Genomic DNA, 18,578 nt, shown 5'->3' with positions numbered 1-18,578 from the left:
AATCATTAACTACTTATGGCAAAAATTACCGAGCAGGACATTGTTGAATTTTTAGAAGATAAAATTGAACAACTGAAAAAAGAACTTCGCAAAACCCAAATCGCGCTGGAAACCTTAAAAGGTATACATGAAATTGATGAGGTAAAGCTGAAAAAGAAGGAAAGGAAGATTATAAAATCAACAATTGCCCAAGCGGATAAAAAGGAAAAGACTTCCCGCAAGTCTGCCGGTAAATCTACTGCTAAGGCTAAAAAAACTGCACCCATTCAAGTCAGTTTGGAAGATAAGATCAATACTGCTTTGACGCAAGGGGCGGCCTTTCGTGAGGACATAGTAAAGAAAATATTGGAACAGGAACTTAATGCGGATGCTAAAAAGGTAGATAAAGCGGTAGCGAATAAATTGAGTGCATTGCTAAAAGATAAAAAGATACATGCTGTGAAAGAGGGCGCGAAATATAAGTATAATAAATAGCTTGCCCGCTGAAACGGGTAATAACTAACGGGCTATATTCATAAAATTGTCAGTTCAACTTTTTGTCGGAAATCGCCCCAGCCTAATTTTCCTTTTCTTTCTTAACTGGCTGATATACTTTAAAGCACTAAGCCTGTCCAGTTCTTCTTGGTATAATCTGCGTTCTTCGTCAGTTTGCGGGCTGTTATGCAATTTGAGCCGAATAGATGCCCGTGATATTTCTTCCTCCAATATCTCCGGTAGGCTGTTTTTGAAATGATTAAATGTGTTTATGGGAAACATATCACATTACCTCCTAAAGCACAAAAATGCTCTCGATAATCTATAACGGCCCCTTTCTTTACCTCACTCGAAACCTGATAATCGGCGTTTATTTAGATGAACTTAAACTGACGCTCGTGGATTAAATGCTGAAGGCATTTTATTAAAATCCTCTCGCGACATTATTTTTAACACATCTGAAATACATATTAAGGAATTAAAATGAAGCTATGGCGTATATTCCTAAATGGAAAAAAGAAAAGTTACCCCAGAAGAAGTGGTCGAACTAATGAAAAAAGATGGCGAAATCATTACTATCGAACAAGCACAAATAGTGCTCGATTTCATGTATAAGTTCGCTAGGATTACGCTGGATGTATTTTTTGATAAATCAAAAGATGAATAGTTGACAGAATGATTTAAACTTTGTATGTTTTAAAAATATATATTTTTTTTTGTTTTGTCATTTAACATTGAACCATTATAACCTCTCTCAACACACAGATATACAGCTATTTATATTGATAATTAATTTGATTCAAAATTCTTGCACCATTAAGTGGGGTTATGGGGCTCGAACCGAATAAAATATCTAAAACATTGATATATAAAGCTTTAGTAAATTTCAATAAAAATAACAAGTTGACTTACCTTGTTATAACTAAATTCTTAACCAACTGATTATCAGACAATAAAAAAGCCTCCCATAAAAATGGAAGGCTTTGGGGTAAATGATGGGGCTCGAACCCACGACCCTCGGTACCACAAACCGATGCTCTAACCAACTGAGCTACATCTACCGTTTTGGAGATTGCAAAAGTATAAATCTTCGGCTTAATTGCAAAGCATTTTTTAATATTACAATTAGCTTACCTGTTAAATTGATCCTGATAGGTAGATTTGTGGTATGGCAGAGCAACTGATAGAGCTGAATGTTAAGGGAATGCATTGCAATAATTGTGCAATATCCGTCCATAATTTATTAGAAAAAAAAGGGCTAAAAAATATTTTGGTCGATTTTGCGGGCGAAGAAGTGAAATTTTCGAACGATAAAGGGGCCAATGTTCCGGAAATTATCAAGGGCATTGAGCAGCTCGGCTTCAAAGTTGTTGACGATATTGCCACGCATCAGCCTAAATTTTATGAAAAAGTAGAAAATAAATTTTTCTTCTGCGCCATTTTCACCGCTCCCCTGTTACTACACATGATACTGCCTTGGCATTTTTTACATATGCCGATAGTACAATTGCTGTTATGCCTGCCGGTTTTTATAGTAGGCTGCCTTCATTTTGGTAAAAGCGCTTATGGTTCGGTAAGAAACGGCCTGCCGAACATGGATGTGCTGATATTTGTTGGATCGACCGCAGCGTTTGTATACAGCCTGATCGGTACCATTGAAAACATGGGCGAAAAATATGAATTTTATGAAACCTGCGCCACTATCATCACATTGGTTTTACTGGGTAATGTTTTCGAAAAACGTTCGGTTACACAAACCACATCAGCAGTAAAGGACCTGGTAAAAATTCAGCAGGTTACTGCCAACAGGATAATTAACGGCAGTATCGAAGTGATCAGCGCGAAGGATGTGTTAGCGGGTGACACTTTGCTCGTTAACCAGGGCGATAAAATACCTGTGGATGGTGATGTGTTATCAGGCAATGCTTCGGTTGATGAATCTATGCTTACCGGTGAAAGTCTGCCCGTTGAGAAAGGAAAATACGATAAGGTTATCGGCGGTACCATCATTCAGCATGGTAATATCCATATGATTGCCACCAAGGTAGGCACACATACAGTCCTGGCACAAATCATCGACCTGATGAGAAAGGCGCAGGCGGCAAAACCTCCCGTACAAAAACTGGGCGATAAGGTGGCATCTATATTTGTACCTGCTGTAATGCTTATCTCATTACTAACATTCGCTATAACTTATTTTGTGGGCCACGCGCCTGCGCAAACCGCGTTAATGAGTGCTATTGCCGTTTTGGTGATATCGTGCCCCTGCGCCATGGGTTTGGCCACGCCTACCGCTGTAATGGTAGGTTTAGGCAGGGCCGCGAAGAATGGGATATTAATTAAAGGGGGCGATACTATTGAAGCTGTGGCCAACACCAAATATGTGGTATTTGATAAAACAGGCACATTAACTACCGGTAAGTTCCGAATTAATGATATAAAGGCTGAGGTTGGTAATGATATAGAGAAAATCCGGGGTATAATTATGGCCATTGAGGAAAGATCAAACCACCCGATAGCTAAATCACTGGTTAGTGAATTAAAAACGTTGCCGCAACAAAAGGTGATATTGAGCAAAGCCATTGAAGAAAAAGGCCTGGGTATGCGTGCCGGAGATATTGAGGGCAATAATTATTTTTTAGGTACTGCAAAAGTTGAAGGCAGCAGTAATTTTAATCTATCACTTTATAAAAACCAAATATTACTCGCACAAATAGCTATTGACGATGAAATAAAACCTGATGCCGCCGCACTGATCGCTCAATTAAAAAAAATGGATATCATTCCGGTTTTATTAAGTGGCGACAAGAAAAGCAGGTGCCAAAGGGTTGCTAACGCGATAGGCATTACCGATATACACGCGGAAAAACTACCTGATGAAAAACTCGCTGTTATCGACATCTATAAGCAAAAAGGCAAAACCATTATGATTGGCGACGGCATTAATGATGCCCCTGCCCTAACGCAGGCCGACGTGGGCGTATCTATGAATGATGCCAGCCAGATAGCCATACAATCAGCAAGGGTAATATTATTGAATACTGATCTACAATCCGTTGTGAAATTCCTGCAGATCAGCAAGCATACTTTGCTTACCATTAAGCAAAACCTTTTTTGGGCATTTGCCTATAACATAGTAGCTATCCCGATTGCCGCTTTAGGCTTTTTAAACCCGATGGTAGGTGCATTTGCCATGGCATTTTCGGATGTGGTGGTGATCGGTAACTCCCTCCGCCTCAAGGCAAAACGCCTTAGTTGATAGTTCATGGATCATAGTTCATAGAGTTTTTCTATTTTTGGGGCTTTGATGACCATGAACCATCAACTAAGAACTATCAACTAAAATGATCGAAATTTTTACAGACGGTGCATCAAGCGGGAACCCGGGACCGGGTGGATATGGGGTAATATTACGCTCAGGGAAGCATTATAAGGAGCTTTCGGAAGGTTTTCGTAAAACTACCAACAACCGCATGGAGCTGATGGCTGTAATAAAAGGACTAGAAGCTATAAAAACCCTGAATCAGGATGTTATGATTTTCTCTGATTCCAAATATGTTATAGATTCCATTGAAAAGAAATGGGTGAATGGCTGGGTAAAAAAGGGGTTTGAAGGCAAAAAAAACAAAGATCTTTGGATGCGTTACCTGGACGTAAGCAAACGACATAATATAAAATTCAACTGGGTACGCGGCCATAACGGGCACCCCGAAAATGAGCGCTGCGACCAGCTGGCAGTAGCTGCCGGCAAACAGAAAGACCTGCTTATTGATTCCGTTTTTGAAATGGAAAATGCGAAGGTGAATTTGATGTAGGTTGATTTAAGTTAATTATGTTTAGGGCGTTGCCTCCGGCCGTGCTTTCCGCTCATACGGCACAAGGCCTTAGCCACGGGCCTGCACTGAGGCCCTCGAAGTGGCCGGTATCCGCTTCAATCACTAACGCAAACACCCGTTGTCATGCTGAGGTACGAAGAATCTATTATACAAGCGGACGATCTACGCGCGAAGATTGAACGCGAATAGGTTCTTCGCTATCGCTCAGTATGACAAGTGGGAAGAAAACAACTACTCACCTAATCAACTCAATCAACAACTCACTAACCTATACAGCCAATTCAATCACCTGCAGATCCTGTATCTTATCACCATCAATAGCAAACCGCATAAGCGTGCGTACTTTTTGCCAGCCCTGCTTACCGGCAGCGCCGGGATTAAGATGCAAGCAGTTGATCTTTTTATCGAACATCACCTTTAAAATATGCGAATGCCCGGTAATGAACAACTGAGGTGAGTTAGCAAAGATCTCGGGTCGTACTGCTTGAGCGTATTTGCCCGGGTAACCGCCAATGTGGGTCATCCATACATCCACATCCTCGCATTTAAAGCGCAAGTTTAAGGGATAGGCTCTACGTATGTCCTGCCCGTCGATATTGCCGTACACGCCTTTTAATGGCTTAAACGCGGCCAGTTTATCGGCGAGTTCTATATTACCAAAATCACCGGCATGCCAAATCTCGTCGCAGTTTTCAAAGTGTTTGAATACGGCCTCGTCAAGGAAGCTATGGGTATCGGAAATCAGGCCTATTCGGGTCATATTATATGATGAAGGAAAGGGATAATGAAATACACAATGACCATTATACCGCAAAGTGAAACATTCATTAAATATCTTTTTTTCCAATTGAAAAAAAGCGAAATAGCTACTGCAACCAGGTATACCAAGGCTATATTGATAAATGGTGCTTGAGACCTAATAAACATGCTGCTCTTAACCCCAAATGCACTTAATCCTAAATAATTGGCATGTATCAGTAGAATAGTATTTACTAATACTAAGGCTAATATTATCGTTAATATAATTGATACTATCTTCATTCTAAAAACTATAATCAGGCCTGTTTGGGTCATTTAAAACTAACTATAAAATTAATAAGTATAAGATGTAATGCTATTGCAATTGACATCAAAACAATATTGATGGTGTATTTCTTTTGTTTGATCAAAAGAAAAGAAACACATAGAAACAATAAAATTAAAGAACCAAGCCATATATAAGGCTTAGCAATACTCATCAAAATTGAGTGTTCAATTATAGGATTATTGTAAACGTAAAAGGTTTGAAATATCCCCAATAAACATCCTATAAAGAATATAGATAATACTACTGTTAAACAAGTTGATAAAATCTTCATATCAAAAAGCGATAAAGTAAGGATGTAGCAACTTTTTGTATTCTTCAGAATACTTATTTACTGCTTCATAAATTACCATTTTACTTTTTACTTCTGAAATTTCATTCAACCCAAAACGCACAACCTCCCTATGGGGCGCAGATTCTTCAAATGAATGTATCGCAATAACTTTCTGTAAATATAATCGATACTGTTGTACCAATGCTTTCACCAAAGCTGATGTTTCCAACGGCAAAACTAGCCAGCATAAGCCATTTTCAGTTAAATGTTCAGCTATATACTTTATCAGGATCTCAAAAAAATCTCCATCGGCATGTTTCGCTAGTGTTTTTTTAGCCTTTGGCGATTCCAGTGAATTGATATGAAACGGTGGGTTTGATATAATCAGATCATATTTCTTTTCGGGATGATCCTCAAAAAAGCTTTCAAAGCTAACCGGGAATACTGTTAAACGATCAGCAACAAAAGGTGAGTTTTTAAAGTTGTTCCCGGCAGTTTCCGCGGCTATTGCATCAATCTCAACCGCATCTATTTGGGCATCGGTAAATCGTTGGGCAAGCATTAATGCGATAACGCCTGTGCCGGTACCAATATCCAATATACTTTGAGGATTTTCAGCTTGAGCAAGCGCGCCGAGGAGCACACCATCGGTATTGATCTTCATGGCGCAGCCGCTCTGGTCAACGCCGAATTGTTTGAAGCGAAAGATATCCGCCATGGCTACTTTTCTACAAACTCAATCGGCAATCCATCCGGATCGGCGAAGAAAGTAAAGCGCTTGTCGGTAAATTCATCTATACGGATGGGTTCTACTTCAATACCGTATTCTTTAATATGAAATACAGCCTCATCAATATCATCAACCTCAAAAGCTAAATGGCGCAGGCCGGCTGATTCAGGTCGGGATGGGCGCGCGGGTGGGTTGGGAAATGAAAAAAGCTCAATCTGGTACAGTCCTGCAACTTCCAGATCGAGCTTATATGAATCTCTTTGTTCGCGGTAAACTTCGCGCACAACTTTTAAACCCAACACCTCTGTATAAAAGTACTTCGACTTTGCATAGTCGGTACAAATAATGGCAACGTGGTGTATGTGGTTCAGTTTAAGCATTAGGCGCCTAAAATGTTGTGCAATACGTTATCGTAAACCATTTTAATATCGGTGATATGGCCGAATGCTTCCTCATCTACATTAAGGAAACCGTTATTAACAGCACCCAGCAGACTAAATTCTACTTCGCTGGTTGCCATTATCTCTATAAAGCGCTCCTGGTCGGCAGGGGCAACACTTACCACTACCCTGCCCTGAGCCTCGCCAAACAAAAATGCGTCCTTACGGATAGCGCCATCGGTATCTATATCAAAACCTAAACCGTTCGGCAATGCCGATTCTGTTAAGGCAATATATAAACCACCATCAGCCACATCATGGGCCGACTGGATCACTTTATGTTTGATGAGTTGTTTTACAACCTGGTGCATATCATATTCCTTATTCATATCAAAATATGGCGCCGGGGCAGCCAGTACTTTATGCCATGAAGCCAGGTATTGTGACGATGCGATATCATTTACTGATTCACCGATCAAATAGATAAGGTCATCCGGTTGTTTAAAATCAGATGTCATGATATTGGTAATATCATCCATTACGCCCAACATGCCAATAGTTGGCGTTGGGAAAACAGAACCACCATCAGGCGATTGGTTGTAAAAACTCACGTTACCACCTGTTACCGGGGTTTCAAACTTGGTACAAGCGGCGCTCATACCTTTTATAGCACTCACAAACTGCCAGTAAACCTCCGGATTGTATGGGTTACCAAAGTTTAAGCAATTGGTTATAGCAACCGGCTCGCCGCCTGCGCAGGTAATGTTACGTGCTGCTTCAGCAACGGCAATCTCACAGCCTTTTTGCGGGTCGGCATATACATAACGTGAGTTACAATCAACGGTAATAACAATGGCCTTATCAGTACCCAAAACTGCAACAACAGCAGCGTCGCTTGGACGGTTGGTAGTCATGGTTTGTACACCTACCATTGAATCATACTGATCGGTTACCCAACGTTTTGACGCTATATTTGGATGTGATATTAAATGTTCGGCAACAGCTACCAGGTCGGCAGGTTCTTCTACATCTTCTGTTTTAAATTTTTGATTTTCTTTAAAGTAAGCAGGCTCTTTGTATTCGCGCTGATAAACCGGGGCACCTCCGCCTAAAACTAAATCGTCGGCAGGCACATCAGCAACTAATACTCCTTTAGCATAATATTCAAGGCGTTTGGTATCGGTTACTTCACCAATAATGGCGCAGTTCAGGTCCCATTTATCAAAAACAGCTTCAACTTCTGCTTCGCGGCCTTTGTGCACCACGATCAGCATACGTTCCTGAGATTCTGATAACAGGATCTCGAAAGGTTTCATATTTGCCTGGCGGGTTGGTACTTTATCCAAATCGATACGCATACCGTGCTCACCTTTTGCCGACATCTCGGAGTTTGAGCAGATGATACCTGCCGCGCCCATATCCTGCATACCTACAACCGCGCCTGTTTTTATAACTTCAAGCGTAGCTTCCAGCAATAATTTTTCCTGGAATGGGTCGCCCACCTGTACGGCTGGCAAATCATTCACAGAGTCTTTTGTTATATCTTTTGATGCGAATGCCGCACCGTGTATACCATCTTTACCGGTAGCTGAACCTACTATGTAAACCGGGTTACCCACACCATATGATGTTGCGGATACAGTTTCGCCAGCCTTAACAATACCTGCCGAGAATGCGTTAACCAGTGGGTTTACGTTATAACACTCATCAAAAAATAGCTCACCGCCAACGGTTGGAATACCGAAAGCATTACCATAATGACTAATACCTTTAACAACACCCTTAACCAACCATTTAGTACGATCGAGCGCCAGATCACCGAAACGCAGTGAGTTTAGCTGCGCGATAGGCCTTGCACCCATGGTAAATATGTCCCGGTTTATACCGCCCACACCTGTTGCTGCACCTTGATAAGGCTCTAAAGCTGATGGGTGATTATGTGATTCTATTTTAAACGCGCATCCTATGCCATCGCCCAGATCAACCAAACCGGCATTTTCTTCACCGGCTTTGGCCAGCATGCGCGGACCATCTTTTGGTAAAGTTTTTAGCCAGGTGATTGAGTTTTTATACGAACAATGCTCGCTCCACATTACCGAGAAGATTGATAGTTCGGTAAAATTGGGAACGCGCCCTAATATTTCATTTATGCGGTCAAATTCTTCGGGTAGTAAGCCTAAATCTTTGGCGGTTTCAACAGTGGTTAATTGCAGCTGCTCCAATGTGTTTTTATTTATTTTGAAAGGATGCGCAAAATTAGGAAAAAAGGGTGAAAGCTGAAAGCATAAAGCGAAAAGGTGAAAGGTTGAAAGCTAAAAGAGGAAAGCTAAAGGCTGAAAGGTAAAACTCGGTTTAAAACACAAAGGACAAAAATGAAAGATCGATACTCTTCCATTTTTGTCCCTCAGCAACAGCTTAATTACCTTTCTCCTTTATGCTTTCACCTTTAAGCTGTGGTTATATATTGTCCCGGTTGCTTAATTACCATCATCGCCCAACTGAAAATTGATGGGGATATTATATTTCACTCGTACCGGCTGGCCATTTTGCATACCTGGTTTCCATGCTGGTGCCAGTTTTAAAACGCGCAGGGCTTCTTCATCTAAGCCATAACCGGGGCCACGGTCAACCGTAATATTCGACAGATGGCCATCTCTTTCAATAATAAAACTTAACCAAACTTTACCTTGTATATGATCGTTCACAGCACCATCAGGGTATCTTAAATGCTTCTGCAAAAATTTCGACCATGCTGACGCTCCACCAAAGGGCTGAGGCATTACATCAAGGCCACCTACATTTACCGGTTCGTTACTAACAGTACCTGGGTCTATACCCGGGCCACCTTTCCCCGGCACGTCAACAGGGCCAGTAGTGGTAGTTGTACCCTTAACATCAACCGGGCCAATATTACCGGGCAGTGTACTCACTTTTGGCGGTTCGGTGATTGCCGGTTTGGGCGATACCACAAACGGAATATACGCCTTTGTTGGTACCGTTAATGCTCTCGGAGCAGCCGGTTGGTGTATATGCGTTATTGGTTTGGGCGGATGTACTACAGCCTGGTGTACATAATCCTTCAAGGTAACCGGGATTATTGTTTCTGTAGGTACAATAGCCTTAGCTACCGGCTTAATAAGCACACCAATTAAAAGCGCGATACCCGTAATTGTTAAAAAGGCAATCGCCATTGATTTTAACATGGTACGGGAGTAATGTTGCCTTAATTCGTAAGCACCATAAGCTTTGTTACGGTCGTCAAATACAAGTTCGAGCCACTCAGACTTGTACAAATCAAATTTTGAGATAAGCATGTTTAGTGAAATTTAATTTCACATATAACGTTTTTAAATTGCTCATGTTTCGTGCAAAGCACCAAACACATCCTATTTTAACATTATTTAACAATTGCAACGTTGTTGCAACTACTTTTTTAAAACTATCATTTTCAATAAATCTCATATTTGATTAACTTTATTAAAATTATACATCATTATTAATAAAATAATCACAACATTATTTTACAAAATCGATAATTTTCGTATTTTTAAATATGTTTAAAAATATTTTTAAACTTCCTGTAATAATCCTCTTATTCCTTAGCGGATATGTCATTTTTGCTAAGGCCAATCCACCAGTTTCCAATAATTCACACCCGCATAAACAAGCTTCATTTGCCAGGGCAATATGCCACAGTCCGGGGCAGGAATTTGCAAATATCAATAGTACTCCACTGCAGATCGCAAGTCTTCAGCGACACAAGACCGTTCACTCTATAAAATGTATCGACAGCCTGTTTAACGTAGCTGTTATACAGATCAAGTACATCCATTTTATTTGCGGAACCTACAGCAGTGAACTCTCACGCTTCCGCAAGCTCATCTTATTCCCTTTTCATGCATTCTGGTAATTAATAAAACAACATCAACCACTTGCTTTTAGTAAAGGCAAGCGGATTTATTGTTTATTAAATTTAATTTATGACACTGCCTGGTGTTTTTGATTGCTATACCAGGCAGTGTTATTTTGTTATATCCCTCCAACCCAAACTCATGAAAAAATTTATTCCATTTTCTGCGCTTATTATTATAGTAATACTGGCACTTGTTTTTCCCTCGGTTGAAACCGTAACCGTTGCCGATGGTAAAATTGATTCGGGCGATACTGCATGGTTATTGGTTAGTACCGCACTTGTTTTGATCATGACACCGGGCCTGGCATTTTTTTATGGCGGCATGGTGAGTAAAAAGAACGTATTATCAACCATGATGCAAAGCTTTGTTTGCATGGGTGTGATAACTATTATATGGGTCATCTTCGGATTCAGCCTTGCCTTTGGCGATTCAATAGGTGGTTTTATTGGCGACCCGCGAACATTTTTTATGATGAAAGGCATGCTGGGCAACGCTACCTGGAAGCTCGCCCCCACCATTCCACTGGTTTTATTTGCTATGTTCCAGCTAAAATTTGCAGTTATTACGCCTGCCCTTATTACCGGTGCATTTGCCGAGCGCATCCGCTTTAATTCGTATATCATTTTCCTTTGCCTGTTTATGATATTTATTTATGCCCCGTTGGCCCACTCTACCTGGCACCCGGATGGTTTCCTGCTTAAACTTGGCGTGCTTGATTTTGCCGGTGGAACAGTTGTACATATGTCGGCCGGATGGGCGGCTTTGGCTTCAGCAATATATTTAAAACAACGTCAGGATAAGGTACATTCATCTGCCCGCATCAGCTATGTATTATTAGGTACCGGCTTATTATGGTTTGGCTGGTTTGGTTTTAATGCAGGTTCAGCATTGGGTTCGGGCACATTAGCTGCAACGGCATTGGCTACCACTACTACAGCATCAGCGGCAGCTGCTATAAGCTGGATATTTTTTGATATGCTGCGAGGCAAAAAGCCATCGGTTATGGGCGCATGTATAGGTGCGGTTGTTGGCTTAGTGGCCATTACACCTGCTGCGGGTTTTGTCACTATCCCCCATTCATTAATTATTGGTATTGTTGCTGCCGTTATCAGTAACCTGTTGGTAATATGGCGCTCATCAACCAGTATTGATGATACGCTTGATGTATTCCCATGTCACGGTGTTGGCGGCATGGTTGGTATGCTGCTTACCGGCGTTTTTGCACATCAAAATGTAAATGGTGGCAATAGCACTGGCAATGGTTTATATTATGGCGAAACGCATTTATTTTTTATACACGTGCTCACATTGATAGGTGTATCAGCATTTGCATTCTTTGGTTCTTATATTTTACTAAAAGTTACCGATATGATCAGCACCTTACGTGTAACACAGGAGGAAGAACTTATCGGGCTTGACATTAGCCAGCATGATGAGGAATTATAATCTATAAGATCAACCTGTTTAACCACAAAACATAAAAAAGCTGCATTATACAATGCAGCTTTTTTATGATATAAAGTAAAGTTCGAAGCCTACCAGTCTTTTGTTGATATTACTTTATTCTTAGTTTCCTTTGGTAAAGCAGCTGGTTTAAGTATATAGTATTTCAGTTTTTCACCAAACGCCTTGCTATACGTTCCTATTTGATCAAGGTAACTATCAACTTGTTTTTTATCCAACTTTGTTGTTGCGCTCTCAAGCGGGATATCAATACCCACCTGCGGAACAGAATTTCCGTAACGATCAACTTTATATGGGGTAAACACAAAATCCGTTAGCCAATACCTGTATTTCTGATCCTTACATTCAATATAATAGGTATAACTTACTTCACCTTCAATATGCTTGGCCATAGTAAGCCCGCTAACGATCAGGAATTTGCCTGTGCCGGTATAGTTACCACTTGTTTCACCTTTTTTTACTGTATTTTTAGGATAAGCTTTTTCTAAAAAATACAGCGCCCTGTCTTTTAAAGTATCCGTAATTACGCCAGGCTGACTAACCACCTGGTAATACATATATTTATTTTGCTCGTTAAATGCCAGCAGATCCTTTTGTGCCGATGCAACTTTGACAAACAACACGCACATTAAAACAAAAAATACTTTTTTCATGCTATAAAGATAAAAAGCCGTCCCGAATTACGGGACGGCTTTCCAATAATAATATTGTCAAAAAATTGCTTAGAATCCGTAAACTACAGCTAACACAAATTGTGAAGCTGATTTAGTAGGATCGCCTGAGCTGTTTGTGAACGAAGAATACTGTTGTTTGTTAATGCCATCAAGCCTTACTTCCGGTATTAAAGTTAACGGACCTGCTTTAATATTAGCAGTTAAAGTTGAAGCAAGAACAGAACCACCAGGCATTGGACCAACCGGTGCGTAAGTTGATGCGGCTGTACCGTTATCAGATTTGAAATACTCTTCTCTCAAACCTAAAGTAACAACTTTTGAAACTGCCAACTGTGGATATAAAGCTACACCGCTAAAGCCAGCGCTATAATGTGTTGTGCTATAAGTTGCAGCGTTTAAGCCTAATTTAAATGCACCGGTTATTTGATAAGCTGTTGTTAAATCAAATTCAGTACCTGAAGATGGGCCTGTTGCTACGTTAAGATAAGCAGTCCAGTTTTTTACCGGTGTAATGGTTAACTGAGCGCCGAAAGTTGATACGTCATGTTGTGAAGTATAAACATTCCATTGATCGTTGAAAATACCAGCCATTAAGCTCACTTTATCAGAGAATGCATAAGTGAATTTTAAGCCTGCATTTTGGAACGGACCGTTAGTGAATAAATAAGAAGTTGAGTAGTTAAAGTTTCCTGTCGGAGAAATTACTTCATAACCGATAAAGGTTGACATGTAACCTGCTGTTGCACTGAATTTAGGTGAAAACGCATAAGAAACATATAAGTTTTGGATATGGTATCCTGAAGTTGGGATAGACTGATCATTACGCGGCCCGAATGACATCTCACCTACGAATGATGCGTTACCAACAGTTTTCTTTAAGCCCAGGTCAATCATACCGATCGATACTGAATTATTATCGCTTGCAAAACTGGTCGGAATATTTGCGTGGCCAGAGAAGTCGTCCTTGTAATAGGTATCAACCGATCCGTAAAGTACTAAAGGAGCATCAGCCGTTGTTTTTACAGTATCCTGCGCTTTTGAGGCGATACTATACGTTGATGCAGCTAAAAGTAAGAGTAAAAATTTCTTTTTCATGTTAAATAAATAGTTATAGGTTAAAAAATTATAAGGTTGCTTAAGAAAAACTTTAAAGTGCATTTATATGATTTTCATCATGATACACTAAATAAGGGTCATTATTATTAAACACCTTACAAGCAATTGCTTTTCAGGTATTTATAATAAATGAGGTAGTAAAATTATAACGCGAGTATCCTTGCACCTCTCATACTGACAGGTGGAATGATAAAAAAGGAATTGTGGTTCTTGTGATAAACCCTTGTGCGGTTAAGGTTGAATTAGGGCCGCACAAGGGGTTATTTATATGTGAGTATTATACTGACACTGTGCCTGATTTTTCAAACAAGCCAGTTAAAGTGATATCATCATCTTGTGCTGGATAAACTTCGATACCGTGATCGAATACATCCAGACCGCCTATGCCTAATTCACCATGTTCTTCAACACGCAGTTTCCAAGGATAAGGAAGCTTGTTGATGATAAACATCATTACAAAGGTAACTACAAATACTGCAATTGCTATTGTAAAGGTACCGATAGCCTGTGCTTTAAGTACGCTTGCATCACCACCGTAGAATATACCTTTAACAAGATTTGCAGCGCTGTTATCCGGGCCGGTAGGGCCGGTAATACCATATTCGCCAGTTGCAAATAAACCTAGTGATAATGTACCCCAGATACCGGCAAAACCGTGTACTGAAACAGCACCAACCGGATCGTCAATACGGAAGTACTCTAATAAATACATACCGCCAAATACTACAAAACCAGCTACACCACCTAATATCATAGCGCCAAGCGGGCTAACCCAGTAACAAGGACAGGTGATAGCAACAAGACCTGCAAGTGTGCCATTCAAGGTAAAGCCTAAATCGAATTTACCTTTAGTAGTACCCCACCATAAAGCGGCGCACATAGCTGTCATACCGCCACCGCAAGCTGCAAGTGTTGTATTGGTAGCAATACGGCCTATACCTTGAGCATCCATAGCTGAAAGTGAGCTTCCCGGGTTGAAACCGTACCAGCCGAACCATAGTATGAATGTACCAACCGCTGCCATCAACATGTTATGGCCTGCAGGCATACCGCCTTTTTCTTTATCATCTCGTGCAAATATTCTTCCTAAACGCGGGCCTAATACTATAGCGCCTGCCAATGAGGCGACCCCGCCAATAGTGTGTACTACGGTTGAACCTGCAAAGTCACGGAAACCTTGACCTAAAGCAGTGTAGAAGTGACCTGCTGTGCCCATTAATGCTAACCAGCCATCCGGCCCCCAAGCCCAGTGACCAATGATTGGGTAGATGAAACCAGTAATACCAATAGAGTAAAGGATATCGCCACGGAAACTTGTACGGCCTATCATCGCGCCTGAAACTACGGTTGAACAAGTATCAGCAAAAGCATATTGGAATATCCAGTGTGCAATTACAGGGATACCAGTTGTTTCATATGTAGCAGGTGCTCCCTGAAGGAAGAACCAATGATAACCGATAAATCCGTTACCCTCGCTAAACATAAATGAATAACCGATAGCGTAAAATAAGATACCGCAAAGGCAGGTATCAAACATACACTCCATCAAAACGTTAACAGTCTCGCGTTTACGTGCAAAACCAGCTTCAAGCATTACGAAACCAGCCTGCATACCAAATACCAGGAATGCAGCCACCAATGTCCATGCAGTGTTAATTGAATTCATCATTGATGTTTCCAGATCAGTTGGTTTTGGTGGAGCGGCCGCAGCAGCATGAGCCGAGGTGCCAAGTAGTCCGGGTAATGTTACCATTGCCACTAAAACCGCTAATAACCCGAGCATTTTTCCGGTAAAAATGGTAGCAGCAAGTGCCCATTTCTCTCGAGTCAGTTGCCTGAGCGAATCGATCAGGCTGTGCTTTGTAGAGTTTACTTTCATTGTTTGTTTAATTTAATTTAGTTTGATTTGATTGCTTTTTTTAAAAATTGGTCGATTTAATAAAAATTTTAATCTTTTAATTCAAAATCACATCGCGAGTATGAGTTTTTATTAATCAGATCAGTAAAAAACATCTTTTTATTAAAACTTTCCTAAAACTATGCATGTATTTTAACAAAAACAAATTTTAACCCCAAAAAAATTGAAAATAATTGAATATTTATCAAAATAATAAAAAACACACTAAAAATATAGCCCATTTTAATAATTTTTCAACCATAAATAAATAGTAATTATAATTTGGGTAATGATTTTTTCAATAATTGTGAAAATTTTAACCACACAACATTATTTTATCGATAAAAATCAAAATCAAAGCTTAAAACCATTCTCAAAATCAATATTTCGAAGAAAAAAACGACAAATACACCTATAAATTAGATTAAAACTAAAAAAATAAGACATTTTCTTTCTTCATTTACGCTATTAATTATATTTAATTTAAAACATATCCATATTTTAAATGATAATTATACTTTTGATGTAAACCTTTATTTAGAGCTAAAAAAATGTCCAATATTCGATTTCAAGCACTCCGGGCTGTACAAAGCAGAACAATACCGGAAGTAAAAATACCCTCTCCAAAAATCTCTGATTTTTTCGGAGCCAACGTTTTCGATAAAAAGAAAATGAAGGAGTATTTGTCAACAGATGCATATCAGGGAATTATTAATTCTATAGAGAAAGGCGAACCAATCCCACGTGATATGGCAGAGCAGGTTGCTTCGGCCATGAAATCGTGGGCCATAGGCAAAGGCGCTACACATTATACGCACTGGTTTCAGCCGCTTACCGGCACAACAGCCGAAAAGCATGATGCCTTTTTTGAACCTACTGAAGACGGCGGCGCTATAGAGAAATTCTCGGGCGATGCGCTGGCCCAGCAGGAGCCTGATGCGTCAAGCTTTCCGAGTGGCGGCATACGTAATACTTTTGAGGCCCGCGGCTATACCGCCTGGGATCCCTCATCCCCTGCCTTTATAATGGCACGCACCTTATGTATACCTACAGTATTTGTATCGTACACAGGCGAAGCATTAGATTATAAGGTACCATTATTAAAGGCATTAAGTGTATTAGATAAGGCTGCAGTTGATGTTTGCCATTATTTTGACAAAAGCATTGAAAAAGTTAATGCTTCATTAGGTATTGAACAGGAGTATTTTTTGGTTGACCTTGCCTTATTTAATGCAAGGCCCGATCTGCACTTAACCGGCAGAACGTTGTTTGGCCATATGTCGGCAAAAAACCAGCAATTAGAGGATCATTACTTTGGATCGATACCTGAGCGCGTTTATGCCTATATGCAGGATATGGAAACCGAAGCCTTATTATTAGGTATACCATTAAAAACACGCCATAATGAGGTTGCACCTTCACAATTTGAGTGCGCCCCCATATACGAAGAGATAAACCTGGCCATTGACCATAACCAGTTATTAATGGACGTAATGGACCGGGTGGCTAAACGCCACAACTTTAAGGTACTGTTACATGAGAAGCCTTATGCAGGCATTAATGGCTCAGGCAAGCACAACAACTGGTCGATGATTACCAATACCGGTAAAAACCTATTATCGCCCGGCAAAACGCCTAAAAACAACCTGATGTTCCTTACCTTTTTTGTAAATACTATAAAAGCGGTATACGAACATGCAGACCTTTTAAGGGCATCAATAGCATCAGTTAACAATGACCATCGCTTAGGCGCCAACGAGGCCCCTCCGGCAATCATATCTATATTCCTGGGCACACAGCTAAGCGATGTACTTGATGAGATAGAAACCTCAAGAATAAGCAAGATAATTAAGGATGATGCCTTACTATGGCAGGGCATACCCAAAATACCACAGATATTAAAGGATAACACCGACAGGAACCGTACTTCGCCATTCGCCTTTACGGGTAATAAGTTTGAGTTGCGCGCGGTAGGTTCATCAGCCAACTCTGCAAGCCCTATGACCATCCTTAACCTTATAGTAGCCGATCAACTTAAAAAATTCAAGGTTGATGTAGATAAACTGCTAAAAAAGGGTGAGAAAAAAGACGTTGCTATACTAACCGTTATTAAAAAGTATATAAAGGAGTCGAAAAAGATTCGTTTTGAGGGCAATGGTTATAGTGATGAGTGGGAAAAGGAAGCGGCAGAAAGAGGCTTGTCAAACATAAAAACCACACCAAAAGCACTTGATGTGTTTATTGCTGATAAATCAGAAGCCTTATTTTTAGAAACAGGCGTCTTTACCCGCCGCGAAGTACATGCCCGTCATGAGGTTTTACTGGATAGCTTTTATAAAAAACTGCAAATCGAGGCACGTGTAATGGGTGAGCTTGCCAATAACATTATTGTACCTGCGGCCATTACCTATCAAACTAAACTGGTTGAAAACGTGAAGGGGTTAAAGGATATTGGCTTAAGCCCTGAATTATATAAGGCCCAGATTGATATTATCACTAAAATATCGGAACATGTAAATGCCATAAGGTCTGATGTTGAAAGCATGATACAGGAACGTAAAAAAGCCAATACTATTGAAGACTTGCGTGATAAGGCCATCGCTTATGACGAAAAGGTAAAAGCCTATTTTCAACCGATCCGTTACAACGTTGATAAGCTGGAGCAATTGGTAGATGACTCGTTATGGCCGTTGCCTAAGTTTAGGGAGTTGCTGTTTATATAGTGAACCAGGATT

The 18,578-nt window shown here is 40.3% G+C and carries 15 protein-coding genes and 1 tRNA gene; 7 read left to right on the top strand and 9 right to left on the bottom strand.

The window, feature by feature from the left end; all coding sequences use genetic code 11:
* Positions 1-15: 15 nt before the first annotated feature.
* A complete protein-coding gene (locus BLU33_RS07680) occupies positions 16-474 on the top strand; it encodes a hypothetical protein (RefSeq protein ID WP_091370926.1) in 459 nt (152 codons plus the stop codon).
* A 508-nt stretch (positions 475-982) separates the two neighbouring features.
* Complete coding sequence (locus BLU33_RS25290) at positions 983-1,141, top strand: hypothetical protein (RefSeq protein WP_172829224.1); 159 nt, start codon at positions 983-985, stop codon at positions 1,139-1,141.
* 317 nt (positions 1,142-1,458) lie between these two features.
* Here the strand turns inward: BLU33_RS25290 and BLU33_RS07670 are convergent.
* A tRNA-His gene (locus BLU33_RS07670) sits at positions 1,459-1,535 on the bottom strand.
* A 107-nt stretch (positions 1,536-1,642) separates the two neighbouring features.
* On the opposite strand from BLU33_RS07670, the gene BLU33_RS07665 reads away from it, so the two are divergent.
* Together BLU33_RS07665 and rnhA are read left to right on the top strand one after the other, a co-directional pair.
* The gene (locus tag BLU33_RS07665; RefSeq protein WP_091370921.1) at positions 1,643-3,733 is read left to right on the top strand and encodes a heavy metal translocating P-type ATPase; all 2,091 of its coding nucleotides are present in this window, start codon (positions 1,643-1,645) and stop codon (positions 3,731-3,733) included.
* Between the two features lie 85 nt (positions 3,734-3,818).
* On the top strand, positions 3,819-4,289 hold the full coding sequence (gene rnhA / locus BLU33_RS07660; RefSeq protein WP_091370919.1) for a ribonuclease HI: 471 nt from the start codon (positions 3,819-3,821) through the stop codon (positions 4,287-4,289).
* Between the two features lie 289 nt (positions 4,290-4,578).
* Here the strand turns inward: rnhA and BLU33_RS07655 are convergent, their stop codons facing one another.
* The 5 genes from BLU33_RS07655 to BLU33_RS07625 all read right to left on the bottom strand — a co-directional run bounded on the left by BLU33_RS07655 (position 4,579) and on the right by BLU33_RS07625 (position 10,092).
* Positions 4,579-5,070 (bottom strand): metallophosphoesterase family protein, encoded by a 492-nt coding sequence (locus tag BLU33_RS07655; protein ID WP_091370916.1) that lies wholly within the window; start codon positions 5,068-5,070, stop codon positions 4,579-4,581.
* Between the two features lie 599 nt (positions 5,071-5,669).
* Positions 5,670-6,386 (bottom strand): tRNA1(Val) (adenine(37)-N6)-methyltransferase, encoded by a 717-nt coding sequence (locus BLU33_RS07640; protein WP_091370909.1) that lies wholly within the window; start codon positions 6,384-6,386, stop codon positions 5,670-5,672.
* Positions 6,387-6,388: 2 nt separating this feature from the next.
* Entirely contained in the window at positions 6,389-6,778 is a 390-nt protein-coding gene (gene gloA2, locus BLU33_RS07635) for an SMU1112c/YaeR family gloxylase I-like metalloprotein (RefSeq protein ID WP_091370907.1), read from the bottom strand.
* Positions 6,778-9,000, bottom strand: coding sequence for a phosphoribosylformylglycinamidine synthase subunit PurL (gene purL / locus BLU33_RS07630; protein WP_091370905.1), 2,223 nt, complete (start codon positions 8,998-9,000; stop codon positions 6,778-6,780). Before purL ends, gloA2 begins: the two co-directional genes overlap by 1 nt.
* Positions 9,001-9,255: 255 nt before the next feature.
* On the bottom strand, positions 9,256-10,092 hold the full coding sequence (locus tag BLU33_RS07625; RefSeq protein ID WP_091370903.1) for an energy transducer TonB: 837 nt from the start codon (positions 10,090-10,092) through the stop codon (positions 9,256-9,258).
* A 239-nt stretch (positions 10,093-10,331) separates the two neighbouring features.
* On the opposite strand from BLU33_RS07625, the gene BLU33_RS07620 reads away from it, so the two are divergent.
* Together BLU33_RS07620 and BLU33_RS07615 are read left to right on the top strand one after the other, a co-directional pair.
* The gene (locus BLU33_RS07620; protein WP_091370901.1) at positions 10,332-10,688 is read left to right on the top strand and encodes a hypothetical protein; all 357 of its coding nucleotides are present in this window, start codon (positions 10,332-10,334) and stop codon (positions 10,686-10,688) included.
* Positions 10,689-10,830: 142 nt separating this feature from the next.
* Positions 10,831-12,138: an ammonium transporter gene (locus tag BLU33_RS07615; RefSeq protein ID WP_091380318.1), complete on the top strand. Its 1,308-nt coding sequence runs from the start codon at positions 10,831-10,833 to the stop codon at positions 12,136-12,138.
* Between the two features lie 89 nt (positions 12,139-12,227).
* Here BLU33_RS07615 and BLU33_RS07610 read toward each other — a convergent pair whose 3' ends face one another.
* The 3 genes from BLU33_RS07610 to BLU33_RS07600 form a co-directional block, all read right to left on the bottom strand.
* Positions 12,228-12,809, bottom strand: a complete 582-nt coding sequence (locus tag BLU33_RS07610) for a DUF4468 domain-containing protein (protein ID WP_091370898.1) — start codon at positions 12,807-12,809, stop codon at positions 12,228-12,230.
* A 69-nt stretch (positions 12,810-12,878) separates the two neighbouring features.
* A complete protein-coding gene (locus BLU33_RS07605; protein ID WP_091380315.1) occupies positions 12,879-13,925 on the bottom strand; it encodes a porin in 1,047 nt (348 codons plus the stop codon).
* Between the two features lie 298 nt (positions 13,926-14,223).
* Entirely contained in the window at positions 14,224-15,825 is a 1,602-nt protein-coding gene (locus tag BLU33_RS07600) for an ammonium transporter (protein ID WP_091370896.1), read from the bottom strand.
* A 569-nt stretch (positions 15,826-16,394) separates the two neighbouring features.
* Here BLU33_RS07600 and BLU33_RS07595 point away from each other — a divergent pair.
* On the top strand, positions 16,395-18,566 hold the full coding sequence (locus BLU33_RS07595; protein WP_091370895.1) for a glutamine synthetase III family protein: 2,172 nt from the start codon (positions 16,395-16,397) through the stop codon (positions 18,564-18,566).
* Positions 18,567-18,578 lie beyond the last annotated feature (12 nt).

Origin of the sequence: Mucilaginibacter mallensis (assembly GCF_900105165.1) — a bacterium.
In the GTDB taxonomy this organism is placed as follows: domain Bacteria; phylum Bacteroidota; class Bacteroidia; order Sphingobacteriales; family Sphingobacteriaceae; genus Mucilaginibacter; species Mucilaginibacter mallensis.
The sequence above is the reverse complement of the archived record's forward strand: the minus strand, read 5'-3'. Positions and strand labels throughout refer to the sequence as shown.